The sequence below is a fragment of the Pseudomonas sp. B3(2017) genome (assembly GCF_002113595.1).
Taxonomy (GTDB): Bacteria; Pseudomonadota; Gammaproteobacteria; order Pseudomonadales; family Pseudomonadaceae; genus Aquipseudomonas; species Aquipseudomonas ekonensis.
The window spans coordinates 485,801-510,260 of sequence record NZ_NEIU01000001.1; the positions used below are offsets into that span (position 1 = coordinate 485,801).

The window sequence follows — 24,460 nt, forward strand, 5'->3', positions numbered from 1 at the left end:
CTGGCGCAAAAGCTGCATCCTACGGCCATTCGCCGGTTTTCCGTCACCGGCTTCTGGAGGATGAGGATGCGTAGCCTGGTTTTGCTGCTGGCCGTTCTGGCGCTTGGTGGCTGTATGACTGTCAGCGATATGGCGGAGGGCACCCGCTATCAGATGAGCGACGCGGGCCTGCTGGATCACAGTGACAGCCGGCGCGTGAACAACCTGCGCATTCAGCCGGACTCGTTCATCTACATCGCCCAAGGGGCGTTCGCGCCGCCGGGCGGTTCTTACCCGCGCCCGAACGTGGTCGCCGAGGAAGCCTTCAAGGGCTTCGTCGAGTATTTCCCGATGGTGCGCCGCGCCCGTGCGCCGGAAGGCCTGGACCAGGCGATGGGCGAGGCCCGCGAGGCCGGCGCCCACTACCTGCTGTATACCCGTTTCGCCAAGGCCGACAACCGCATCGGCAACTCCGATGAATGGCTCGACGAGGAGGCGGTGGACCGCCTGGGCATCGACAGCGGCGTGATTCAGATCATGTTGATCGAGACCAGCACCCAGTATCTGATCGATACTGCACGGATCAAGAGCCGTGGCGGGTTGCTGACGTTCCACGACAACAAGCCGGAAGACCTGATCGGCCCGCCGCTTGCCCAATATGCGCGCAGCCTGCTGGGCGTGGCCGACCAATAACCAGAGGAATGCGCCATGAGCGGACCGCAAAAGGCCAATGACCTGCTGGGGCAGATCCCCAAGACCCAAGGCTTGCCCCCGGTGCACTTGTGGAATCCGGATTTCTGCGGCGATATCGACATGCGCATCGCCCGGGACGGCACCTGGTTCTACCTGGGCACGCCGATCGGGCGCAAGCCGATGGTCAAACTGTTCTCCACCATCATCCGCCGCGACGGCGATGACTATTTCCTGATCACTCCGGTCGAGAAGGTCGGGATCAAGGTCGACGATGCGCCGTTCGTGGCGATTGCCGTCGAGGCGCAAGGCGAGGGCGAGGCGCAGGTCCTGCGTTTCACCACCAACGTCGACGAGACCGCCGAGGCCGGCGCGGAGCACCCGATCCGTGTGCAGACCGATCCGCTCACGCAAGAGCCCGCGCCGTATGTGCATGTGCGCAGCAACCTGGAAGCGCTGATTCACCGCAACGTGTTCTACCAACTGGTGGAGCTGGCGGTCAGCCGCGAAATCGACGGCCAGCGCTGGCTCGGCGTGTGGAGCGGGGGCGAGTTCTTCCCCATCGGCCTGGAACCCTGATGTTCATGCATCATCTGCAGGAGCCAGTAGGCTGGCTCCTGCAGGTTTTTTGCGTGGGATCGAATAATCCGATTTGACTCCCAATCGTATGATGATTAGCGTGGGCACCCATCGCAAATGGCGTTGAGGTGTCCATGTCCAGCAGCTTTCATGCGTCAACGGTCGATTGGCTCGGCGGATGGATCGCGGCCGGCCATGTGCAGCCGGGGCAGGCCATCAAGGTCGAGGCCGATCTGGGCGAGCAGCTCGGCGTCAGCCGCACCGTCATCCGCGAAGCCATCAAGACCCTGGTCGCCAAAGGCATGCTTGAGGTCGGGCCGAAAGTCGGCACCCGGGTGTTGCCGGTGCGGCGCTGGAACCTGTTCGATCCGCAGGTGGTGGGCTGGCTGTCGCGCAACGGGCTGCCGGAGAATTTCGTCGACGACCTTCTGGACCTGCGCCGCACCATCGAGCCGATGGCGGTGCGCTGGGCCTGCGAGCGGGCCACGGCCGAACAGCTGCACGCCGTGCAACTGGCCTACAACGCGCTGGAACGGGCGGTGGACGGCGGCCTCGATTACAACCGCGCCGACCAGGCCTTTCACGAATGCATCCTCGCCGCGAGCCACAACCAGTTCATCGAACAGATGGTGCCGGCCCTCGGCGCGTTGCTGGCGGTGTCCTTCGAGGTGTCCGCCGCCGACCCCAATGAGCTGCGCCGCACGTTGCCGATCCACAAAGACATGGCCGACGCCATCGCCGCCCGTGACGCCGCGCGGGGCGTCTGGGCCTGCATGACGTTGATCGACGACGCGGATCTGGCGATCAAGCGTCATTACCCGCAGGTGATGGCCGACAGACAACAGGGCTGACCGCAGCGCAGCCCTTGTGGAAGCGAGCCCGCTTGCGACGGCGGATTCTCGGCCGACACAGAAGCGACTGACACACCGCCATCCCCAGCCAACACAGACGATCGAAGGAGGTTGCATGACGTGGACCGCAGTGACCCAGCACCGGGCGCACCTGGGCGAAGGCCCGTTCTGGGATGCGCCGACCCAGGCGCTGTATTGGGTGGACATCGCCGGCCGCCAGGCCTTGCGGCTGATCGGCCACAACGTGCAGATCTGGCAGATGCCGGAGCACGTGTCGGCGTTCATTCCCTGCGCCAGCGGCGATGCGCTGGTGACCCTGAGCAGCGGCGTGTACCGCCTGGACCTCGACTCGCCGGGCCTTGAGCCCAGGCTGACGCTGTTCTGCGTCGCCGACCCGCAGCCCGGCAACCGGCCCAACGAGGCCCGCTGCGATGCCTTGGGCCGGCTGTGGCTGGGCACCATGCAGAACAACATCGGCGAACAGGGCGAGGACTTGCCCATCGTGCGGCGCTCCGGCGGGCTGTTCCGCATCGATCCGGACAGGCGCGTCACGCCTCTGCTGCGCGGCCTGGGGATCCCCAATACGCTGCTGTGGCGCGACGGCGGCACCACGCTGCTGTTCGGCGACAGCCTCGACGGCACGCTTTACCGCTACTTCGTCCATACCGACGGCAACCTCGACACCGCCTACATCTGGTACGGCCCCGGCCAGCACCAGGGCAAGCACGGCGGGCCGGACGGCTCGGCGATGGACGTCGACGGCTACGTGTGGAACGCCCGCTGGGACGGCGGTTGCCTGCTGCGCCTGACCCCGGACGGCCAAGTGGACCGCCGGATCGAACTGCCGGTCAGCCGGCCGACCAGTTGCGTGTTCGGCGGCGAAGACATGAAAACCCTGTACATCACCAGTGCCAAGAGCCCGCGCAACCACCCGCTGGACGGCGCGGTGCTGTCGATGCGGGTGGATATCGCCGGCGTGGCTTGCACCCGCTTTGCTGGGTGATTCCCACAATATGGGATGCAAAATTATATATTGAGATTATTTGGCGGTCGGGTTTATAGTCGGCCCCAGCAGTGACACGCACTCACACTCAAAAAGAACAAAACAGGTGAAGTGATGCAGCCAATCTCCCTTGCACTCCCCAGTGGAGCCGGCGCTTCGGGCCGTTTCGGTGCCGTCGCGTCCATGCGCCTGTTTGTTCCAGAAGCCTTCCGTACCGGACATCGTCAGATGTCCGGTTTTTTTTGCGCTTTGAAACAGGAGTCCTGATCCATGGCTGAACCCCTTTCCCTGCCGCCGGTGCCTGAACCGCCGAAAGGCGAGCGCCTGAAGAACAAGGTCGTGCTGCTCACCGGTGCCGCCCAGGGCATCGGCGAGGCGATCGTCGCCGCGTTCGCTTCGCAGCAGGCCCGGCTGGTGATCAGCGATATCCAGGCCGAGAAAGTCGAGAAGGTCGCCGCCCATTGGCGCGGGCAGGGCGCCGACGTTCAGGCGGTCAGGGCTGACGTGTCCTCCCAGCAGGACCTGCACGCCATGGCCGAACTGGCCGTGGGCCTGCACGGGCGCATCGACGTATTGGTCAACTGCGCCGGCGTCAACGTGTTCCGCGACCCGCTGCAGATGACCGAAGAGGACTGGAAACGCTGCTTCGCCATCGACCTGGACGGCGCCTGGTACGGCTGCAAGGCTGTGCTGCCGCAGATGATCGAGCAGGGCGTCGGCAGCATCATCAACATCGCCTCGACCCATTCGACGAACATCATTCCAGGCTGCTTTCCGTACCCGGTGGCCAAGCACGGCCTGCTTGGACTGACCCGCGCCCTGGGCATCGAGTACGCGCCCAAGGGCATCCGGGTCAACGCCATCGCGCCGGGCTACATCGAAACCCAGCTCAACGTCGACTACTGGAACGGCTTCGACGACCCCCATGCCGAACGCCAGCGCGCCTTCGACCTGCACCCGCCGCGCCGCATCGGCCAGCCCATCGAGGTGGCGATGACGGCGGTGTTCCTGGCTAGCGACGAAGCGCCGTTCATCAACGCCTCGTGCATCACCATCGATGGCGGCCGTTCGGTGCTGTACCACGACTGACGCAATGGCGTTTGGGGCGGATCAGTCCGTCTGAAATTCAATCATCATACGATATGACTATTGTCGGTACGGAGGGAGGGCGGCTTCGCCGCTTGGCAGGCGCAAGCGCCCTCGCCGCCAAGACTTAACGCTTTCGAACAACGCTCAAGAAAAACAACAAGGAGTCTGCTCATGAAACGTCGTTACGGAATCCGCAATTTGTGCAGTGCCGCGCTGGCGACCGCTGCGTTCAGCCTCAGCGGCTCGCTGCTGGCCGCCGACCCGGTGAAGATCGGCTTTCTGGTCAAGCAGGCGGAAGAGCCCTGGTTCCAGACCGAATGGGCCTTCGCCGAAAAGGCCGCCAAGGACAAAGGCTTCGAGCTCATCAAGATCGCTGTGCCGGACGGCGAGAAAACCCTCTCGGCCATCGACAGCCTGGCCGCCAACGGCGCCCAGGGCTTTGTGATCTGCCCGCCGGATGTGTCCCTGGGCCCGGCGATCATGGCCAAGGCCAAGCTCAACGACCTGAAGGTGATCGCCGTGGACGACCGCTTCGTCGACGCCAGCGGCAAGTTCATGGAGGACGTGCCGTACCTGGGCATGGCCGCGTTCGAGGTGGGCCAGAAGCAGGGCGCCGCCATGGCCGCCGAAGCCAAGAAGCGCAACTGGGACTGGAAAGACACCTACGCGGTGATCAACACCTACAACGAGCTCGACACCGGCAAGAAGCGCACCGACGGTTCGGTCAAGGCGCTGGAGGATGCCGGCATGCCGAAGGCCAACATTCTGTTCTCGGCGCTCAAGACCCTCGATGTTCCGGGCAGCATGGACGCCACCAACTCGGCCCTGGTGAAGCTGCCGGGCGCGGCGAAGAACCTGATCATCGGCGGCATGAACGACAACACCGTGCTGGGCGGCGTGCGCGCCACCGAAGCGGCCGGGTTCGCGGCCGGCAATGTGATCGGCATCGGCATCAACGGCACCGACGCCATCGGTGAGCTGAAAAAGCCCGCCAGCGGTTTCCACGGCTCCATGCTGCCCAGCCCGCACATCGAGGGCTACAACACCGCGAGCATGATGTACGAGTGGGTCACCACCGGCAAAGAGCCGCCCAAGTACACCGCGATGGATGACGTCACCCTGATCACCCGCGACAACTTCAAGCAAGAGCTGGAAAAGATCGGCCTGTGGAACTGAAGACTGTCCGGACGGTGTGAAGAGGTGGCTTTATGCACGCGCAAGAACAGACACACGAACACGAACCGCCTTCTACCGGCGGCAGCCTGCGCTTCAACGGGATCGGCAAGACCTTTCCCGGCGTGAAGGCGCTGGACGGCATCAGCTTCGTCGCCCGGCCGGGGCAGGTGCACGCCCTGATGGGCGAGAACGGTGCCGGCAAATCGACGTTGCTGAAGATCCTCGGCGGCGCCTACCTGCCCAGCAGCGGCGAGCTGCAGATCGGCGAGCGGACGATGGCGTTCCGCTCCACCGCCGACAGCATCGCCAGCGGCGTGGCGGTGATCCACCAGGAGCTGCATCTGGTGCCGGAGATGACCGTGGCCGAGAACCTGTTTCTCGGTCACCTGCCGGCGCGCTTCGGCCTGGTGGACCGCGGCGCGTTGCGCCGTCAGGCCTTGGCCTGCCTCAAGGGCCTGGCCGATGAGATCGACCCGCAGACCAAGGTCGGACGCCTGTCCCTGGGCCAGCGGCAATTGGTGGAGATCGCCAAGGCGCTGTCCCGGGGCGCCCACGTGATTGCCTTCGACGAACCGACCAGCAGCCTCTCGGCCCGGGAAATCGAGCGTCTGATGGCGATCATCGGCCGCCTGCGCGACGAAGGCAAAGTGGTGCTGTACGTCTCCCACCGCATGGAGGAGGTGTTCCGCCTCTGCGACGCAGTGACGGTGTTCAAGGACGGCCGCTACGTGTGCACGTTCGAGGACATGAGCCAACTGACCCATGACCGCCTGGTGACCTGCATGGTCGGGCGCGACATCCAGGACATCTACGACTACCGCAGCCGGCCCCGGGGTGCGGTGGCGCTCAAGGTCGACGGCCTGCTCGGGCCGGGCCTGCGCGAACCGGTCAGCTTCGAGGCGCACAAGGGCGAAGTCCTCGGCCTGTTCGGGCTGGTCGGCGCGGGGCGCACGGAGCTGCTGCGCCTGCTCAGCGGCCTGTCGCGCAACAGTGCCGGACGCCTGCTGCTGCGCGGCCATGAACTGAAGCTGCGCTCGCCCCGCGACGCCATCGCCGCCGGGATCCTGCTGTGCCCGGAGGACCGCAAGAAGGAAGGCATCATCCCGCTGGCCAGCGTCGCCGAGAACATCAACATCAGCGCCCGCGGCGCCCACTCCGGCCTCGGCTGCCTGCTGCGCGGGGTCTGGGAGCGGGGCAACGCCGACCAGCAGATCAAGGCGCTGAAGGTAAAGACGCCCCACGCCGGGCAGCCGATCAAGTTCCTCTCCGGCGGCAACCAGCAGAAGGCGATCCTCGGCCGCTGGCTGTCGATGCCGATGAAGGTGCTGCTGCTCGACGAGCCCACCCGCGGCATTGACATCGGCGCCAAGGCCGAGATCTACCAGATCATCCACGACCTGGCCGCCGGCGGCATTTCGGTGATTGTGGTGTCCAGCGACCTGATGGAAGTGATGGGCATTTCCGACCGCATCCTGGTGCTGTGCGAAGGCGCCGTGCGCGGCGAGGTCAGCCGCGACCAGGCCAACGAATCCAACCTGCTGCAACTGGCTCTGCCGCGCCAACGCGCCGGCGCGGCGAACTGAGAGGTGAACATGATGACGACTCAAAACGAAACCTTGCCGACGCCGCGCAAGCCCATGGACCTGCGGCGCTTTCTCGACGACTGGGTGATGCTGCTGGCGGCCGTCGGCATTTTCGTCGCCTGCACGCTGCTGATCGACAACTTCCTGTCGCCGCTGAACATGCGCGGGCTGGGGCTGGCGATCTCCACCACCGGGATCGCCGCCTGCACCATGCTGTATTGCCTGGCGTCGGGGCACTTCGACCTGTCGGTGGGCTCGGTGATCGCCTGCGCCGGCGTGGTGGCGGCGGTGGTGATGCGCGACACAGACAGCGTGCTGCTCGGCATCGGCGCGGCGCTGGCGATGGGGCTGATCGTCGGGCTGATCAACGGGATCGTGATCGCCAAGCTGCGGGTCAACGCGCTGATCACCACGCTGGCGACCATGCAGATCGTCCGGGGCCTGGCCTACATCTTCGCCAACGGCAAAGCGGTGGGCGTGTCCCGGGAATCGTTCTTCGTGTTCGGCAACGGGCAGATGTTCGGCGTGCCGGTGCCCATCGTGATCACCGTGTTGTGCTTCCTGTTCTTCGGCTGGCTGCTCAACTGCACCACCTACGGACGCAACACCATGGCCATCGGCGGCAACCAGGAAGCGGCGCTGCTGGCGGGGGTGAACGTCGACCGCACCAAGATCATCATCTTCGCCGTGCACGGGGTGATCGGCGCGCTGGCCGGGGTCATCCTCGCCTCGCGCATGACCTCCGGCCAGCCGATGATCGGCCAGGGTTTCGAGCTGACGGTGATTTCCGCCTGCGTGCTGGGCGGGGTCTCGCTGAGCGGCGGGATCGGCATGATCCGGCACGTGATCGCCGGGGTGCTGATCCTGGCGATCATCGAGAACGCGATGAACCTGAAGAACATCGACACGTTCTACCAGTACGTGATCCGCGGCTCGATCCTGCTGCTGGCGGTGGTCATCGACCGCCTCAAGCAGCGTTGACCGGCAGCGCCTGAACCGACGCTATCGCCAGCAGGCTGGCTCCCACCTCGTTTTGCGGTGAACGCAAACCCTGCATTCAGCCGAGAACCCTGTGGGAGCGGGCTTGCCCGCGATGGCGTCAGCCCAGGCACCGCGCAGTCGCAAAGGGTGGGAGCCAGCTTGCTGGCGATGGCGTAGGCCCAAGCACCTCAAGATCCGCAGAAGAAACTCATCCCGCCTTGCGCAAGGCCTCGATCAGTTCCTGCTTGCGCATCGTGGAGCGGCCCGGAATGGCCTTTGCCCGCGCTTCTTTCCTCAGGCTCTCGACCGTTTGGGTGTTGCGCGAAGCCCGGCTGTCGCGCGGGTGGCCTTCACGGCTGGCGGCCGCCCGACGCGCTGATTCCTCACGGTCCCTGGCCTTGGCCGGCGCCGGTTTCTTGCGGCCCGAGCCGCCGGCCTTCTCGCCGCCGCCGGACTGCTTGTTCACCGTCGCCCAGGCGCGGGCTTCGGCTTCGTCCTTCGGCACGCCTTTGTGTTCGTAGCTCTCTTCGATGTGCTGCGCCTTGCGCTTTTGCTCGGCGGTGTATTTGGCTTTGCTTCCACGGGGCATGGGGTGTTCCTCCTACGGGTTGCCGCTGCCGGAGCCCGGCAGGGCGTCGGGCGTCTTGCCGCTGCCGGGGGCGGGGTCGGCAGGCGGGACGGGATTGCCGGGTGTGCCACCCTGGCGCCCCGGATCGTTGCCCTGGGTGCGGGGGTCGATGCCGGTGGCCGGCGGCAGGGCGTTTTCCACGCCCGAACCATCGGTGTTCATGCCGGGGGCACTTTGGATGGCGGGCGCCTTGGGCCGCTCGACCGGATCGGTGGGGCCGGTGCCGGCGGCGGTGACCGTGGCGGCGAAGGCCGCCGGGCAGAGCGCGGCGGTGAGCAATAGGGCAGTCAGCCTTGACGCAATCATGGCGAGTCTCCAGTGATGGATGTCCTTACCTGTCGTTGGTCTGCTGCTGCCGCGCCGAGGTGCCCGGCCGGTGACGAACGGTCTAGGCCGTTTGTGCCCAGCGCGCCCGTGACCGTCGCCACAGCAGGCGGGCGACGGTGATCAGCCAGTTCAGCGCCGCCACCGCCAGAACCGTCAGCAGCAGGGCCGGCATGCCCCGCTCGACGATAATCTTGCCCGCCAGCAGCGGAAAGCCGAACACGCCGATGAAGTACGCCAGGCTGAACAGCAGCAACGCCTGCGGCATGGTGCCCGGCGGCGCTTCGTTGGCCGCCAGGCCGTTGATCACCGAATAGGTGAGGCCGTAGCCGACGCCCAGCATCAGCGCCGCCAGCAGGTAAGCGGCGCCGCTGTGCACACCGAAGGCGAACAGCACGATCGAGCCCAGCATCAGCCCCGACAACAGGCACGACGCCCGCAGCGGATCGCGCTTGACCACCCACCCCGCGATCAGCAGGCGGCTGCTGATGGCCGCGCTCATGAAGCCGATGAAGAACAGCGAGTAATCCAGCGAGCGGCCGGCGGCGTAGCTGGTCTGGAAGCTCGACAGGCCGCCGAACACCGCGCCGCCCAGCCCGACCATGATGATCGGCAGCACCGCCCGGGAACCCAGCACCTGTGCCGTCGCGCGCCAGGAAATGCGCGCGGCCGATGTCGCCTGGCTGCCGTTGAGCCGTGCGCCGAGGCGCCAGAACAGCCCTGCGCCGATCAGGCTCGCCGCCGCCGCGAGGACGAACGCCGACGTCACCGGCCAATCCAGCGCGGTGGCCGCACGGCCGAGCAGCGGGCCGCTGCCGATCCCGGTCATCATGCTGCCGGACAGCAGGGCGAAATACTTCGCCCGTTGCGTCGGGCTCACCAGGCTGGCGACGATGATCGGCCCCAGCGTGTAGAACACCCCCCAGCCCAGCCCCAGCAGCAGGCCGAAAAACAGCAGCAGCGAACCGAACCCCGGCGTCAGCGCAAACCCCAGGCTCGCCGCCGCCAGCAGCAGGCCGAACAGCGCAATGGAGCGCGCCGCGCCCAGCCAGTCGGACAGGTGCCCGGACACCAGAACCGCCGCAAAGGTGCTGAGCATCGCCGCACTGATCACGCTTCCGGCGTCGTGTTCGTTGCCGCCGCGGGAACCGATCAGCAGCGACAGCAGAAACGTCGCGCCGTAGGACAGCGACAGCAGATAGCTGGCCAGGCAAAACAGGCCGAACAGCCTGCCCGGAACCTTGGGTGTTGCGTGAGGCATGACGCGTTTCCTTCAGCCGACAGAAATGAGCGTCCCCTATCTACCATGCCGGGCGGGCGGGTTAGGTCAAAGGTTGGTGGAGTCAGGATCGGCGCCGGGCGGAGTAACCGTCAGGCGATGCCGATCTCTTCCTTGAACTGCTCCATGAATTGCTTCAGGCGCTGATGGCGCAGTTGCGCGTGGCGCTGGCCGGCCACGGTGCGGAAACCGGCGGCCAGGTGCAGCAGCTTGGTCTGGAAGTGGTCGAGGCAGAAGCGGCGGTCGTCGTACTCCCGGTCTTTGGCTTCGGGGTCGAGCGGATCGTACAGCGCGCTGCCCATGCGCCCGGCGGTGTAGAACGTGCGGGCGACGCCGAGCATGCCCAGCGAATCGAGCCGGTCGGCGTCCTGCAGGATCCTGGCCTCCAGCGTCAGCGGCTCGATGCCGGCGGAAAAGCTGTGGGCCTCGATGGCGTGACGCACGGCGTCGATCTCGGCTTGGGGCCACTCCAGCGTCGTCAAGACCGTTGCGGCCTTCGCCGCCGCCAGCCGCGATGCCTGCGAGCGCAGTGGCGAATTCTTCTCTACCGCCACGCAGTCGTGCAGCAGCACCGCCGCCAGCAGCACCGGCAGATCTCCGCCTTCCTCTGCCTGCAGGGCCCGCGCGTTGTGCCATACCCGCTGCAGGTGCGACAGGTCGTGGGCGCCGTCTTCCGAGGGTTCCAGGGCGTGGGGCAGCAGTTGGGCGGCGAGCGGGGCCAATGGGGAAAAGGCGAGGTTGTTCATGGGCGTTGTGTCCGGCATGCGAAGATCCTGTGGGAGCCAGCCTGCTGGCGATGGCGTCAGTCCAGGCGGCGCCTGGCTGGCCGGATAGGGTAGTGCGTGCATCGCCATGTGACGAGCGCTGCGTGCCGCCGTAGTATGGCGCTTTTCCATTTCCGACAAGGCCCGTCCATGACGATCGAGATCCGCCCGGCGACCCCCAGCGATGCACCGCAAATCCTCGCGTTCATCACGGAACTCGCCGATTTCGAAAAGGCCCGCCACGAAGTCATCGCCAGCGTCGCCGACATCGAGCGCAGCCTGTTCAGCGAAGGCGCCACCGCCCACGGCCTGATCTGCCTGCGCGACGGCCTGCCCATCGGGTTCGCGGTGTTCTTCTTCAGCTATTCGACCTGGCTCGGCAGCAACTGCCTGTACCTCGAAGACCTCTACATCACCCCGGAGCAGCGCGGCGGCGGTGCCGGCAAGACCCTGCTGCGCCACCTCGCCAAGATCGCCTGCGCCAACGACTGCGGCCGCTTCGAGTGGAGCGTGCTGGACTGGAACACCCCGGCCATCGAGTTCTACAAATCCCTCGGCGCCCAGCCGCAGGAAGAGTGGGTGCGCTACCGCATGGACGGCAAGGTGCTGCGGGAGTTTGCCGAGGGCTGAAAAAAGGCGGGCGATTCAGGGTTCGCCTGATTGTCCGCACGCTTCCCGTCCGGCATCCTGTGCGCCTTTTTTTGCGCGCTCACGGACGACACCTGCAATGCCTTCGGCACTCTTTCTCCACGCCCGTGGAGCCTTCGCTGCGTCAATGAGTGACCGGCGATGAGCGGACTACGGGCGTCCATGCGTCTGTAGGGCCTGGTGAAAAACCTCGGCTCTACCGACAACCCCCATCGGCAGGCGGTGGACATTCTCTGCACCGTCAACCGCACGGGCGGCAACGCCATCCGCGCCTTCGTGTCGCGCCTCGACGCCGAACTGATGGCGCGCAGCGCGGGGCTGGAGGGCTACCGCGTGATACCGCTGCGCACCTTCGACCCGAATGCGTTCATCGGCGCCCATTGCGGCTGGCTGATCCTTCACGTGTGCTGCGGCTTCACCGCCCCGGCCGGGCAAGCGATGCTGCATGAAGGCACGCTGTCGCCGATGGGCTGGTATGTCTACCTCGAAGCCGGGCGCTGGACGGAAGGGCACTACCTGGAGCTCGGCCCGCAAATGGCCGGACTGCTGCAAGACACTTACCGGTCGCACGGTTTGCGCCACTACAACGATTGGCTCAACGAACTCGACGACGCCACGCCAGCGGAGTTGGCCTGGCAGGCCGACCAAGCCTGGCAGCGCGCGCAGACCGTCATCGCCCACGACGGCCGAGGGCATCGCCACGGCTTGTTCGACCCCACCGACAACCGCTGGCGCTTCGCCGCGACCGACATTGATATCCATCAGCCTCACCCGGAACCCTTGAAGCAAGGAGCTTTGAATTGAGTGGAAAACCCGCCGCCCGCGTCTCAGACCCGACCGCGTGCCCTTTGCCTGGCCATGGCAACAACCCGATCGTCTCCGGCTCCCCTAACGTGTTCTTCGACGGCCTCCCGGCCGCGCGCATGACCGACAAATCCGCTTGCGGCAGCCCGATCACCGGCGGCGTCTCCGCCACCGTATTCATCAACGGCCTGAACGCCGCGACGCTCGACAGCACCGGAGGCCACGGCAATGTCGTGGTGGGCGGTTCCGGGACGGTGATCATCGGGCAGAGCGGGGGAGGGGCGGCGTTCAGTGGGTTGTTGCCGATGCCGGTGCATTTCAATGACCGGATGCAGGTGGTCAATGAAATCACCGGCGAACCAATGCCAAATCACCCTTATGCGATTCAGCGTGGTGATGGGAGCGTAGAGCACGGCGTAACGAATGAGGCGGGCTTCACCCATATGGTGAGTTCGCATCTGCGTGAAACCATCAAGTTGTTTGTGGAGTAGTAAACTATGGCAGCTGAAAATCCTGCGCTTAAAGGGTGTCAAAGGCTGGTCGTGGCCCATGACTTGACTTGCAAAACTGATGGGACTGTAAAGCAGGCGACGGTTGCTCCCAAGAAAATTGTCCTCTTTTTCGTGGGCGGTGCTGGAGATAAAGAAAGCTATTATGGTACAGGGCCGAATAATAACGTTGCCGATGTGCAAAAAATATTTGTGAAGAATATGGATGCTGAGGGGCTTTGCGCAGATAACTATGATGCGCATCATATTGGCTATAACTATTTTTTAATGATGAAGACCTGAAAAGTAATGTGCTAGATAAGATTGCTGATATGACGACTCCCGTATACATAGTTGGGCATAGCCTTGGGGGCTGGAATGGTGCACATTTGTCCGCTGTTTTGACGGATAGGGGGTATCGAGTTTCGTTTTTAGCCACACTTGATCCAGTAGGTGAAGGAAAGATTGTGTGGGGGATATCCAATATCTATCGTCAGGAGCCGAAGCCGAAGGCCGAGTACTGGGTAAATGTCAGGGGCGACGCGAAAAACTGGAACTTTTCTGATCTGGTGGCTGATTTCGGGGAGCAATGGGATATGAAAAGCGGGCCCAATATGAACGGAAGGGTAGATGTAAATCACGCCGATGCTGGGTATGTATATACAAGGGCACTGCCGAGTGGGAAATCGGCTAGAGATGTTTTGATGCAGTCTGTTGTCAAACATTTTAAAGGAAGACAGTGTGCGTAATTTTATATTGTTTGTTGCTCTGTTGCTTAGCTCGTCCTGTGCCATGAATCATGGGAAGCCTATTGCTAACCTAAAATATCTCGGGGTGGATCGCTATCTGGATAGGAATATATATCAGGTAAGATTCGCTTCTGATGTTGATGTTGTTGATTTATTCAAATCGAAAATAAGTCAGGCTTTAATCTGTTCGTTTGGAGATGATTTGGACTTTTCGGTTTCTCATGCCATGGATAGTTATGGGGAAGGATCTATAGAGTCGATAGTTTCAAGTAAAAGTCCGGAGTTTAGGGCTGATGTATTGTTTTTCGAGAGGAAGGATGCTACCAGCGAGAAAGTCCTAGATAGTGAAGGGTTGAAATCACGTTTGCTGGGGAGAGAGTTTCTTGTTTGTAAGGTAAGGATAAACTCCTACTCCTATAAGGTGTACTTGTCAGAGGAAATGAGATTGCCGGTGGCCGACCTTCTGAGAGAGGTCGAGAAGTTCAAATAGGTAATCCTGATGTGAAGATCAAATTTTCAATACTTTTCTTGATGCTTTGTGCATCTTGTGTAAAAAAAATCAAGCTCCCTGAGCCGCGCATAGAGTTTATTTCCGTGGCGGAGATTAAAGGCAGTCCTTTTCTTGATCTTCACTTCAGTTCGAAGACCGACCTGTTGATGTTCTTTAAGTCAAATACCGGCGAGGATCAATTGGGAGAAGCGCTGATCTGCTCTTTGGATCAGAATGTTCCCTTTGAGAGGAGGCAGGATTTGCCGCGTTACCTTGAGGGTGAAATGGTTGAGGTCGGTGGCACTGCGCCAGGGCCGGATGGGAAGCATATTTACTCCGCTCGCCTCTTTGCCATGCAAACACCGGATGGCGGAATATCGAGCACTTTCATTCCCAAGGCTCAACTGCTGGAAGTATTGAGGGGGCAGGATTTATTGGCTTGCAGGGTTTTTACTTCCTCTTACTCATATGGCGGTTATTACTCGAATTCAATGAATGTTCCGGCAGTTGAGGTTGTGCGCGCCATTGAGTGAAGGAATGGTCGGTAAAGAGATTGTTTTTGGGTGACGTGCAGCCATGAACTCACCCTAAGGATGAAACCCGCCTGATTCTTCCCAACTACCCTGCACCCACCCATCCAGCGCTTGTCGCCCCGCCCCGGCCTTCCCCTTGCTGAAGCCAGGGCAGCGCAGAGCAGCAGCGTTTTCAGCGGATGTCCCATTTCTTTCTTCCTTGATCCGTCGGGCAGTCGTGCCGCAGGCGCGCATTCTAGAGCGTTGGCGCAGGCCCGCGCGTCATATTTGCGTCGTCCCAAAATATGGGATTGATATTTATATATTGAGATTCTGCAGCGCCCAGGTTTATAGTCCAGCCCACTCACTGCCAAAAACAAAACAGGTGAAGCGATGCTGGCGCAATTGATCGCCCTCGATTGGGGAACGACCTCCCTACGTGCTTACAAACTCGGGCCGGACGGCCAGGTGCTGGAGCAGCGGTCGCTGTCGTTCGGGATTATGCAGTTGCCGAAGACGGCGCGGGTCATCCATGGCCGCGAATGCGTCGACGGTTTTGAACTGGCGTTCGACGAGGCCTGCGGCGACTGGCTCGATGCGCAGCCCGGCCTGCCGGTGATCGCCTGCGGCATGGTCGGCAGCGCCCAGGGCTGGCGCGAGGCGGCCTACCGCGAGACGCCGGCCGACGTCGCCGACCTCGGCCATTCCCTGCAGGTGGTGCGCAGCCAGCGCGGTGTCGATGTGCACATCGTGCCGGGCGTGATCCAGCGTTCGCGCCTGCCGAACGTGATGCGCGGCGAGGAGACCCAAGTCCTCGGCGCGCTGCAGAACCTGGCGCCGGGGGCGGGCGGCGATCTGTTGATCGGCCTGCCGGGCAGCCATTCGAAATGGGTGGAGGTGGCCGAAGGCTGCATCACCCGGTTCGACACTTTCATGACCGGCGAAGTGTTCGCCGTGCTCAGCGAGCACAGCATCCTCGGGCGGACCCAGCAGCTCGGCGCGGCCTTCGACGGCCAGGCGTTCGACCGGGGCGTGCAGGTGGCGTTGTCGGCGGAGGGTGAGATCGGCGTGTTGTCCACCCTGTTCAGTGCCCGCAGCCTGGGCCTCACCGGCGAACTCAGCGCCACCGCGCAACCTGACTATCTGTCCGGCCTGCTGATCGGCCATGAGCTGGCGGCCCTCGCCCAGGTGCAGCGGCAGCGGCGCCACAGCGTGCACCTTCCTGCGATCGTCCTCATCGGCAACGGCGCCTTGTGCGCCCGCTACGGTCGAGCCCTCGACGCCTGCGGCTTCGCCCGCGTGACGCTGGCCGAGCAGGCCACCGAGCGCGGCTTGTGGCAACTGGCGCTGGCCGCCGGACTGATCGTTTCCCCATCCCGTTAACCCCCGACTGGAGGCCAGACATGCTCAAGCAAGCATTGGCGCAAAACGGTCTGATCGCGATCCTGCGCGGCCTGCATCCGCAGGAAGCGGCCGCGATCGGACACGTCCTGTATGCGGCCGGATTTCGCGTCATCGAAGTGCCGCTCAATTCCCCTGCGCCGTACGAAAGCATCCGCATCTTGCGTCAGGCGTTGCCCGCCGACTGCCTGATCGGCGCCGGCACGGTGCTGACCCCGGAGCAGGTGGAGCAGGTCAAGGAGGCCGGCGGCCAGGTGATCGTCATGCCCCACAGCGACGCCAAAGTCCTGCGGGCGGCGAAGGCGGCAGGGCTGTACCTGTCGCCGGGCGTGGCCACGCCGACCGAAGCCTTCGCGGCGCTGGAGGAGGGCGCGGACATTCTCAAGCTGTTCCCGGCCGAACAGATGGGACCTGCGGTGGTGAAAGCCTGGCTGGCGGTGCTGCCGGTCGGGACGGTGCTGGCGCCGGTCGGCGGCGTCACCCCGGACAACATGCAAGCGTTCATCGACGCCGGCGCCAAAGGCTTCGGCCTCGGTTCCGGCCTGTTCAAGCCCGGCATGACCCCGGAGCAGGTGGCGGCCAGCGCCAAGGCCTACGTCGCTGCCTGGAACGCCCTGCGCTAAGCATTCGGCTCATCTACAAGAGAGACAAACAGATGAAAATCACCAAACTCACCACCTTCATCGTCCCGCCGCGCTGGTGCTTCCTCAAGGTCGAGACCGACGAGGGCGTCACCGGTTGGGGCGAGCCCGTGGTCGAAGGCCGCGCCCACACCGTCGCCGCCGCCGTCGAGGAATTGTCCGACTACCTGATCGGCAAGGACCCACGCAACATCGAGGACATCTGGACGGTGCTCTACCGCGGCGGCTTCTACCGCGGCGGCGCCGTGCACATGAGCGCCCTGGCCGGCATCGACCAGGCGCTGTGGGACATCAAGGGCAAGGCCCTCGGGGTGTCGGTGAGCGACCTGCTCGGTGGTCAGGTGCGGGACAAGATCCGCGTGTACTCGTGGATCGGCGGCGACCGTCCGGCGGACACCGCGCGGGCGGCGAAAGAGGCGGTGGGCCGCGGCTTCACGGCGGTGAAGATGAACGGCACCGAAGAGCTGCAGTTTCTCGACACTTTCGACAAGGTCGACCAGGCCCTGGCCAACGTGGCGGCCGTGCGCGATGCGGTGGGGCCCAACGTCGGCATCGGCGTGGACTTCCATGGCCGGGTGCACAAGCCCATGGCCAAGGTGCTGATGAAGGAGCTCGATCCGTTCAAGCTGATGTTCATCGAAGAGCCGGTGCTCAGCGAGAACTATGAAGCCTTGAAGGAACTGGCGCCGCTGACCAGCACCCCGATCGCCCTCGGCGAGCGGCTGTTTTCCCGCTGGGACTTCAAGCGCGTGCTGAGCGAAGGCTACGTCGACATCATCCAGCCGGATGCGTCCCACGCCGGCGGCATCACCGAAACCCGCAAGATCGCCAACATGGCCGAAGCCTACGACGTGGCGCTGGCCCTGCACTGCCCGCTGGGGCCGATTGCGCTGGCGGCGTGCCTGCAGCTGGACGCGGCCTGCTACAACGCGTTCATCCAGGAGCAAAGCCTGGGCATCCACTACAACGAGAGCAACGACCTGCTCGACTACGTGAAGGATGCGCGGGTGTTCGACTACGACCAGGGCTTCGTCAGGATCCCGAACGGGCCGGGGCTGGGGATCGAGATCAACGAAGAATACGTGACCGAGCGCGCCGCCGTCGGCCACCGCTGGCGCAACCCGGTGTGGCGCCATGCCGACGGCAGCTTCGCCGAGTGGTGAGTCCTGCCTGACCCGCCGCCAATCCCCTGCGGGAGCCAGCCCTGCCGGCTCCCGCAGCGTGATCTCCAGAGACAGGGGATCGGCCTTCATCCCAGACCTCAATAAACACAAGAAAGAGGCTCCCCATGCAACCGCAAACCCTCACCGGGCAGGCGTCCTTGGTCACGCCCAGCCGCAAGCGGTTTTTCATCATGGTGCTGTTGTTCATCACCGTGGTCATCAACTACCTGGACCGCAGCAACTTGTCGATCGCCGCTCCGGCGCTGACCAGCGACCTGGGCATCGACCCGATCCATGTCGGGCTGATTTTCTCCGCGTTCGGCTGGACCTACGCCGCCATGCAGATCCCCGGCGGCTGGCTGGTGGACCGGGTGCCGCCGCGCCTCCTCTACAGCGCCGCGTTGCTGCTGTGGTCGCTGGCCACGGTGATGCTCGGTTTCGCCGCCAGCTTCATCGCGCTGTTCGTGCTGCGCATGGCGGTCGGCGCGCTGGAGGCGCCGGCCTACCCGATCAACAGCCGGGTGGTCACCACCTGGTTTCCCGAGCGCGAACGGGCCACGGCCATCGGCTTCTACACGTCCGGGCAGTTCGTCGGGCTGGCGTTCCTGACGCCGGTGCTGGCCTGGCTCCAGCATGCGTTCGGTTGGCACATGGTGTTCGTCGCCACCGGCGCGGTGGGCATCGTCTGGGCCGCGATCTGGTACGCGGTGTATCGCGAGCCCCGGGATTTCAAGGGGGCCAACGACGCGGAAATCGACCTGATCCGCGAGGGCGGCGGGCTGGTGGACATCCAGGCCGATGCGGCGAAGGTGAAGGCGGCGTTCAACTGGCGCGATCTGGGCATCGTCCTGAGCAAGCGCAAGCTGTGGGGGATTTACCTGGGCCAGTTCTGCCTGAACTCGACGCTGTGGTTCTTTCTGACCTGGTTCCCGACCTACCTGGTGAAATACCGCGGCATGGATTTCATCAAGTCCGGCCTGCTGGCCTCGCTGCCGTTTCTGGCGGCGTTCGTCGGCGTGCTGTGTTCCGGGTTCTTTTCCGACTTCCTGATCCGGCGCGGCTGCACGGTGGGCTTCGCGCGCAAGTTGCCGATCATCGGCGGGCTGCTGATCTCCACCTCGATCATCGGCGCCAACTTCGTCGAGTCGACGCCGCTGGTGATCGCCTTCCTGGCGCTGGCGTTCTTCGGCAACGGGCTGGCCTCGATCACCTGGTCGCTGGTCTCGACGCTGGCCCCGGCGCGGCTGCTGGGCCTGACCGGCGGGGTGTTCAACTTCATCGGCAACCTGTCGGCGATCACCACGCCGATCGTCATCGGTTTCCTGGCCAGCGGCGATTCGTTCGCTCCGGCAATCACCTACATTGCGCTGTTGGCGTTGATCGGTGCGCTGTCCTACGTGCTGCTGGTGGGCAAGGTGGAGCGCATCGAGTTGTAGTCGCCGGCGCCGGGCGACCATAATGCCGCCCGTTCCCTCGCTCAACGGTAAAGGCTGGATATGCAGGAAGACGCCCCGAAACCCGCCAAGGACGCCGCGCCCACCGGCACCCAGACCCTGCTTCGCGGGTTGGGTGTGGTGCAGGCCGTCGCCAGCGGCGCCCGCGACCTCAAGGAGATCGCCCGCCTGATCGGCACCACGCGCAGCACCACCCACCGTCTGGCCAGTTGCCTGGTGGACGAGCGCTACCTGCGGGTGGTGCCGCAGGTCGGCTATCTGTTGGGGCCGAAGCTGATCGAGCTGGGCTTCCAGGCCCGCGAAGACCTGCCGCTGGTGACGTTGGCAGGGCCTTATCTGGACGAGTTGTCGGCGCTGACCGGCGACACCGTCCACCTGGGCATCCGCGAGGGCGACGAAGTGCTGTACCTGCTGAAGAATCCGGGGCGCAACGGCCCGGAGATGCGTTCGCGGGTCGGTCACCGCATGCCGCTGGCGCGCACCGGGATCGGCAAGGCGCTGATGCTCGACGACGCTCCGCAAGAGTGGCAGCGGCTGTACGACATCAGCCTGCCGGCGGGTGGGAAAAGCCAGTTCTGGCCGCAGCATCCGCAGCAGTCCTGGGAACAGCTCGAACAGCGCATGAGCGAGTATGTGGCAGGCGGCTACGCGTTCGACCTGGAAGACAACGAACCGTCGATCCGCTGCGTGGCGGCGCCGGTGCGCGATGCCAGCAAGCGCATCGTCGCGGCCATCAGCATCGCCAGCACCGTGCCGTACATGCCGCTGGAGAAGATGGCCGAGCTGATTCCCCTGATCAAAGGGGTCACGTCCCGGCTGTCGGCGGAGCTTGGCCTTAAGGTCTGAACCTCAGCGCTTGAGCGTCGCCATGTCGATCACGAAACGGTACTTCACGTCCCCGGCGATCATCCGCGCGTAGGCTTCGTTGATCTGGCGGATGTCGAGCATTTCGATGTCGCAGGTGATGTTGTGCTCGGCGCAGAAATCCAGCACTTCCTGGGTTTCGGCGATGCCGCCGATCAGCGAACCGGCCAGCACCCGGCGGCCCAGCACCAGTTTGGCGGCGTGCACCGGCGGATCGATCGGTTCGATCAGGCCCACCAGGATGTGCACGCCGTCGAAGCGCAGGGTGTCGAGGTAGGGGTTGAGGTCGTGCTGCACCGGGATGGTGTCGAGCAGGAAGTCGAACCGGCCGGCCGCGGCGGCCATCTGTTCGGCGTCGGTGGACACGATCACATGGTCGGCGCCCTGGCGGCGGCCTTCCTCGGCCTTGCTGGCGGAGCGGGTGAACAGCGTCACTTCGGCGCCCATGGCCTTGGCGAACTTGATACCCATGTGGCCGAGGCCGCCCATGCCCAGGATCCCGACCTTGTCGCCGGCCTTCACGCCGTAGTGCTTGAGCGGCGAGTAGGTGGTGATGCCGGCGCAGAGGATCGGCGCGGCGTTGGCCGGGTCCAGCGTCGCGGGGATGCGCACCACGAAATGCTCGCTGACCACGATGCTGTCGGAGTAGCCGCCCATGGTGTTGCTGCCGTCGACCCGGTCCAGGGTGGCGTAGGTCATGGTCGGGCCTTCGAGGCAGTACTGCTCCAGGTCGGCCTTGCAGGCTTCGCAGGTGCGGCAGGAGTCGACCATGCAGCCGACGCCGACCAGGTCGCCTACCTTGTGCTGGGTGACGTTCGCACCGGTTGCGGTGACTTTTCCGACGATCTCATGGCCCGGCATCAGCGGGTAGACCGCGATGCCCCATTCGTTGCGGGCCTGATGGATGTCAGAGTGGCAGACGCCACAGAACAGGATCTCGATGGCGACGTCGTCGGCCCGCAGGCTGCGGCGTTCGAACGTCATCGGGGCGAGGGGAGTGGTGGCCGTCTGGGCGGCGTAGCCGATGGCGGTGTACATGGGGAACCTCGCAAAAGCGCTGACAAATGAGGCGGCGCATTCTGGGCGCAGGCCGGGTGTCCGGCCATGACGATTCCTCCGGGTATCATGCCTATTCCTCCGGCATGCGGGGCTGGCGCGCCGCATGGGCCAAAGGATCTGCGATGATGGTTTCGTGCCTTTTTCCGTCACTTTTCCGTGAAGAGTTTTCCATGCAGTTGACCCGCCACCTCGATGCCAATGCCACGCTGGTTTCGCTGATCGAGCCGCTGGCCCGGCGCGACGGTTTCAGCCAGACCGGGTTGCCGGGCGTGCAGGTGCTGCGCGCCAGTTGCGATGTCGCCCGGGGCCCGCACATCTATGAGCCGAGCCTGATGATCATCGCCCAGGGCAGCAAACTGGCGTACCTGGGCCCGCGCACAATGGAGTACGGCGCCGGGCACTACCTGATCCAGGCATTGCCGGTGCCGTTCGAGTGCGAGACCTATGCCGAGCCGGATGCGCCGCTGCTGGGGGTGTCGGTGTCGATCGACCGGGTGCTGCTCGGCGAGCTGGTGCTGGCCATGGGGCTGGCGCCGGGGCGGCACATTGCGGCGCAGACGCCGGAGTCGATGACCTCGGTGGTGCTCGACGACGACATGCGCGGCTGCGTCGAACGCTTGCTCGGCTGCCTGCACGATCCGCTGGCCTGCCGGATACTCGGCCCGGCGCGCATCCGCGAGCTGCTGTTCACTGCGTTGCGCGGGCCCCAGGCCGATGTGCTGCGGGCGCTGGTGGAGCAGCAGGGGCAGTTTGCCCGGATCGCCGCGTCGATCAGCCATCTGCACACCCACTACACTGAACCGCTGAACGTCGAGACCCTGGCCGGTTGCGCCAACATGAGCGTGTCGACCTTCCACGAGCACTTCAAGCGCAGCACCTTGCTGTCGCCGGTGCAGTACCTCAAGCGCCTGCGCCTGCTCAAGGCCCAGACGCTGCTGATCGCCGAAGGGCTGGGCGTGGCGCAGGCGGCGCACCGGGTGGGCTACCAGAGCACGTCGCAGTTCAGCCGCGAGTACAAGCGCTACTTCGAACGCAGCCCGGGCGAGGAGCGCGCGGCCTGAACCGTTGCTGCCTTGCGGGTGGGGCAGCTTGCATTGATGTTGCCAGTACGGGCGCTTTCGCGGGCAAGCCCGCTCCCACAGGTTTGCGGTCATCGCCGATTCTGTGGGCACCCGGGCCCACTGTGGGAGCCAGCCTGCTGGCGATGAAGGCCTTGCCGTTTTCCCGCTGCCCTGTAGATGCCGGGCAACAAAAAGGCCCCCATTCGGGAGCCTCGTTGTTCTGCGGTGTGGCTTACATGTTCGGGTAAGTCGGGCCGCCGGCGCCTTCCGGCGCCACCCAGGTGATGTTCTGCGCAGGATCCTTGATGTCGCAGGTCTTGCAGTGCACGCAGTTCTGGGCGTTGATCTGGAAGCGCTTCTCGCCGTCTTCCTTGGTGATCACTTCATACACGCCGGCCGGGCAGTAGCGCTGGGCCGGTTCGTCGTAGATCGGCAGGTTCTTGGTCAGCGGGATGCTCGGGTCGGTCAGCCGCAGGTGGCACGGCTGCTCTTCCTCATGGTTGGTGCCGGAGATGAACACCGAGCTGAGCTTGTCGAAGCTGATCTTGCCGTCGGGTTTCGGGTAGTCGATCTTCTTGCACTCGGCCGCTGGCTTGAGGCAGGCGTAGTCCGGCTTGGTGTCGTGCAGGGTGAACGGCAGCTTGCCGCCGAAGATGTTCTGGTCGAGCCAGTTGAAGCCGCCGCCGACGATGGCGCCGAACTTGTGGATCGCCGGGCCGAAGTTGCGGCTGGCGAACAGCTCTTCGTGCAGCCAGCTGTTCTTGAAGGCGTCGACGTAGGCGGTCAGCTCTTCGGTGCCGTCCTTGTCGGCGAACAGCGCGTCGGCCACGGACTCGGCCGCGAGCATGCCGGACTTCATCGCGGTGTGGCTGCCCTTGATCTTGGCGAAGTTCAGGGTGCCGAGGTCGCAGCCGATCAGCGCGCCTCCCTTGAACACCATCTTCGGCAGCGAGTTCAGGCCGCCCTTGCAGATCGCGCGGGCGCCGTAGCTGATGCGCTTGCCGCCTTCCAGGTACTGCTTGAGCACCGGGTGATGCTTGAGGCGCTGGAACTCGTCGAAAGGCGACAGGTAGGTGTTGCTGTAGGACAGGTCGACGATCAGTCCGACCACCACCTGGTTGTTCTCCAAGTGATAGAGGAAGGAGCCGCCGGTGTTCTCGGTGCCCATGATGTCCATCGGCCAACCGGCGGTGTGCACCACCAGGCCCGGCTGATGCTTGGCCGGGTCGATTTCCCAGATTTCCTTCAGGCCGATGCCGTAGTGCTGGGCGTCGGCGTCGCTGTCGAGGTTGAAGCGCTTGATCAGCTGCTTGCCGATGTGGCCGCGGCAGCCTTCGGCGAACAGCGTGTACTTGCCGCGCAGTTCCATGCCGGGGGTGTACAGGCCGTCCTTCGGATGGCCTTCGCGGTCGACGCCCAGGTCACCGGTGATGATCCCGCGCACCACGCCGTTCTCGTCGAACAGCGCTTCCTGGGCGGCGAAGCCTGGGTAGATCTCTACGCCCAGGTTCTCGGCCTGCTGGGCCAGCCAGCGGCACAGGTTGCCGAGGGAAATAATGTAGTTGCCTTCGTTGTGCATGGTCTTGGGCACAAAGAAGTCAGGAATTTTCTGCGCGCTTTCGGCGTTTTTCAGCACGAAGATATCGTCGCGGGTGACGGGGGTGTTCAGCGGAGCGCCGAGTTCCTTCCAGTCAGGGAACAGCTCGTTCAGGGCCCGTGGTTCGAATACCGCGCCGGACAGGATGTGAGCGCCGACCTCGGAGCCTTTTTCGACCACGCAGACGCTGATTTCCTTACCGGCTTCGGCGGCCTTCTGCTTCAGGCGGCAGGCGGCGGAAAGGCCAGCGGGGCCGGCACCGACGATGACCACGTCGAATTCCATGTATTCGCGTTCCACAGGCTATCTCCTACTCAAGGCTCAACAGTTTTTTTTCTAATTTGGAGGTTTGATGTCGCATTCGTTATTGCCTTTACGTTAACGTCAAAGGAAATAATGGATAAGCCACCCGTCTCTCTAGGGGGCGCATTATATCTACACCACTCCCAGCGTCCAATACAAACGTTTGTTTGAATCGGCCGCAGGCCAGAGAAATCAAAGAAGCGCGGCTTATGGACGACCATTTTGCCGTATTGACCGGAATAGGCGTTCCGGTCAAGATACGGGCGGTTTTGCGCTCGCCGTAGGCTGAATGGTGGTTTC

The 24,460-nt window shown here is 64.1% G+C and carries 26 protein-coding genes; 20 read left to right on the top strand and 6 right to left on the bottom strand.

All coding sequences use genetic code 11. The annotated features are described in order from the left end of the window. Positions 1-66 precede the first annotated feature (66 nt). The 8 genes from CAG33_RS02175 to araH all read left to right on the top strand — a co-directional run bounded on the left by CAG33_RS02175 (position 67) and on the right by araH (position 7,931). Positions 67-672 (top strand): DUF4823 domain-containing protein, encoded by a 606-nt coding sequence (locus CAG33_RS02175; protein WP_085578109.1) that lies wholly within the window; start codon positions 67-69, stop codon positions 670-672. 15 nt (positions 673-687) lie between these two features. Further along, positions 688-1,248 (top strand): DUF1285 domain-containing protein, encoded by a 561-nt coding sequence (locus CAG33_RS02180; protein WP_085636731.1) that lies wholly within the window; start codon positions 688-690, stop codon positions 1,246-1,248. 134 nt (positions 1,249-1,382) lie between these two features. Beyond that, entirely contained in the window at positions 1,383-2,099 is a 717-nt protein-coding gene (locus CAG33_RS02185; RefSeq protein WP_085578107.1) for a FadR/GntR family transcriptional regulator, read from the top strand. A gap of 115 nt (positions 2,100-2,214) precedes the next feature. After that, complete coding sequence (locus CAG33_RS02190; protein WP_085636733.1) at positions 2,215-3,102, top strand: SMP-30/gluconolactonase/LRE family protein; 888 nt, start codon at positions 2,215-2,217, stop codon at positions 3,100-3,102. Between the two features lie 270 nt (positions 3,103-3,372). After that, positions 3,373-4,191 (top strand): SDR family oxidoreductase, encoded by an 819-nt coding sequence (locus CAG33_RS02195; RefSeq protein WP_085636735.1) that lies wholly within the window; start codon positions 3,373-3,375, stop codon positions 4,189-4,191. Between the two features lie 171 nt (positions 4,192-4,362). Beyond that, positions 4,363-5,367, top strand: coding sequence for a substrate-binding domain-containing protein (locus CAG33_RS02200; protein ID WP_085578104.1), 1,005 nt, complete (start codon positions 4,363-4,365; stop codon positions 5,365-5,367). 32 nt (positions 5,368-5,399) lie between these two features. After that, the gene (gene araG, locus CAG33_RS02205) at positions 5,400-6,950 is read left to right on the top strand and encodes an L-arabinose ABC transporter ATP-binding protein AraG (RefSeq protein ID WP_085629701.1); all 1,551 of its coding nucleotides are present in this window, start codon (positions 5,400-5,402) and stop codon (positions 6,948-6,950) included. A 12-nt stretch (positions 6,951-6,962) separates the two neighbouring features. Further along, positions 6,963-7,931 carry an L-arabinose ABC transporter permease AraH gene (gene araH / locus CAG33_RS02210; protein ID WP_085636790.1) on the top strand — a complete coding sequence of 323 codons (969 nt, stop codon included), beginning with the start codon at positions 6,963-6,965 and terminating at the stop codon, positions 7,929-7,931. Positions 7,932-8,139: 208 nt separating this feature from the next. Here the strand turns inward: araH and CAG33_RS02215 are convergent, their stop codons facing one another. From CAG33_RS02215 to CAG33_RS02230, 4 genes are all read right to left on the bottom strand, one after another. After that, complete coding sequence (locus CAG33_RS02215; RefSeq protein WP_085629703.1) at positions 8,140-8,520, bottom strand: Rho termination factor N-terminal domain-containing protein; 381 nt, start codon at positions 8,518-8,520, stop codon at positions 8,140-8,142. A gap of 12 nt (positions 8,521-8,532) precedes the next feature. After that, positions 8,533-8,865, bottom strand: a complete 333-nt coding sequence (locus tag CAG33_RS02220) for a hypothetical protein (protein WP_085578101.1) — start codon at positions 8,863-8,865, stop codon at positions 8,533-8,535. Positions 8,866-8,947: 82 nt separating this feature from the next. Continuing rightward, positions 8,948-10,144: an MFS transporter gene (locus tag CAG33_RS02225; RefSeq protein WP_085578100.1), complete on the bottom strand. Its 1,197-nt coding sequence runs from the start codon at positions 10,142-10,144 to the stop codon at positions 8,948-8,950. A gap of 110 nt (positions 10,145-10,254) precedes the next feature. Then, the gene (locus tag CAG33_RS02230; RefSeq protein WP_085578099.1) at positions 10,255-10,908 is read right to left on the bottom strand and encodes an HD domain-containing protein; all 654 of its coding nucleotides are present in this window, start codon (positions 10,906-10,908) and stop codon (positions 10,255-10,257) included. Between the two features lie 168 nt (positions 10,909-11,076). Between CAG33_RS02230 and CAG33_RS02235 the strand changes: the two genes are divergently transcribed. The 11 genes from CAG33_RS02235 to CAG33_RS02285 all read left to right on the top strand — a co-directional run bounded on the left by CAG33_RS02235 (position 11,077) and on the right by CAG33_RS02285 (position 20,122). Beyond that, positions 11,077-11,556 carry a GNAT family N-acetyltransferase gene (locus CAG33_RS02235; RefSeq protein ID WP_041475599.1) on the top strand — a complete coding sequence of 160 codons (480 nt, stop codon included), beginning with the start codon at positions 11,077-11,079 and terminating at the stop codon, positions 11,554-11,556. A gap of 198 nt (positions 11,557-11,754) precedes the next feature. Then, positions 11,755-12,378: a hypothetical protein gene (locus CAG33_RS02240; protein ID WP_256576707.1), complete on the top strand. Its 624-nt coding sequence runs from the start codon at positions 11,755-11,757 to the stop codon at positions 12,376-12,378. Next, a complete protein-coding gene (locus CAG33_RS02245; RefSeq protein WP_085629709.1) occupies positions 12,375-12,869 on the top strand; it encodes a PAAR domain-containing protein in 495 nt (164 codons plus the stop codon). The genes CAG33_RS02240 and CAG33_RS02245 overlap by 4 nt, the downstream gene beginning before the upstream one ends. Before the next feature lie 6 nt (positions 12,870-12,875). After that, a complete protein-coding gene (locus tag CAG33_RS28715) occupies positions 12,876-13,169 on the top strand; it encodes a hypothetical protein (protein ID WP_256576706.1) in 294 nt (97 codons plus the stop codon). Positions 13,170-13,607: 438 nt separating this feature from the next. Then, positions 13,608-14,105 carry a hypothetical protein gene (locus CAG33_RS28075; RefSeq protein WP_139832987.1) on the top strand — a complete coding sequence of 166 codons (498 nt, stop codon included), beginning with the start codon at positions 13,608-13,610 and terminating at the stop codon, positions 14,103-14,105. A gap of 11 nt (positions 14,106-14,116) precedes the next feature. Continuing rightward, the gene (locus tag CAG33_RS02260; protein ID WP_085636737.1) at positions 14,117-14,638 is read left to right on the top strand and encodes a hypothetical protein; all 522 of its coding nucleotides are present in this window, start codon (positions 14,117-14,119) and stop codon (positions 14,636-14,638) included. Positions 14,639-15,010: 372 nt separating this feature from the next. After that, entirely contained in the window at positions 15,011-16,000 is a 990-nt protein-coding gene (locus CAG33_RS02265; RefSeq protein WP_085636740.1) for a 2-dehydro-3-deoxygalactonokinase, read from the top strand. Positions 16,001-16,020: 20 nt separating this feature from the next. After that, positions 16,021-16,641 (top strand): 2-dehydro-3-deoxy-6-phosphogalactonate aldolase, encoded by a 621-nt coding sequence (locus CAG33_RS02270; RefSeq protein WP_085636742.1) that lies wholly within the window; start codon positions 16,021-16,023, stop codon positions 16,639-16,641. A 32-nt stretch (positions 16,642-16,673) separates the two neighbouring features. Beyond that, on the top strand, positions 16,674-17,822 hold the full coding sequence (gene dgoD, locus CAG33_RS02275) for a galactonate dehydratase (RefSeq protein WP_085578092.1): 1,149 nt from the start codon (positions 16,674-16,676) through the stop codon (positions 17,820-17,822). A 125-nt stretch (positions 17,823-17,947) separates the two neighbouring features. Further along, the gene (locus CAG33_RS02280; RefSeq protein WP_085636744.1) at positions 17,948-19,258 is read left to right on the top strand and encodes an MFS transporter; all 1,311 of its coding nucleotides are present in this window, start codon (positions 17,948-17,950) and stop codon (positions 19,256-19,258) included. 60 nt (positions 19,259-19,318) lie between these two features. After that, the gene (locus CAG33_RS02285) at positions 19,319-20,122 is read left to right on the top strand and encodes an IclR family transcriptional regulator (protein ID WP_085636746.1); all 804 of its coding nucleotides are present in this window, start codon (positions 19,319-19,321) and stop codon (positions 20,120-20,122) included. A gap of 3 nt (positions 20,123-20,125) precedes the next feature. Here CAG33_RS02285 and CAG33_RS02290 read toward each other — a convergent pair whose 3' ends face one another. Next, positions 20,126-21,178 (bottom strand): NAD(P)-dependent alcohol dehydrogenase, encoded by a 1,053-nt coding sequence (locus CAG33_RS02290; protein ID WP_085636748.1) that lies wholly within the window; start codon positions 21,176-21,178, stop codon positions 20,126-20,128. A 191-nt stretch (positions 21,179-21,369) separates the two neighbouring features. Between CAG33_RS02290 and CAG33_RS02295 the strand changes: the two genes are divergently transcribed. Beyond that, positions 21,370-22,260, top strand: coding sequence for an AraC family transcriptional regulator (locus CAG33_RS02295; protein ID WP_085578283.1), 891 nt, complete (start codon positions 21,370-21,372; stop codon positions 22,258-22,260). Between the two features lie 232 nt (positions 22,261-22,492). On the opposite strand, the gene CAG33_RS02300 is transcribed toward CAG33_RS02295, so the two are convergent. Next, positions 22,493-24,157, bottom strand: a complete 1,665-nt coding sequence (locus CAG33_RS02300; protein ID WP_085578088.1) for an electron transfer flavoprotein-ubiquinone oxidoreductase — start codon at positions 24,155-24,157, stop codon at positions 22,493-22,495. Positions 24,158-24,460: the final 303 nt, after the last annotated feature.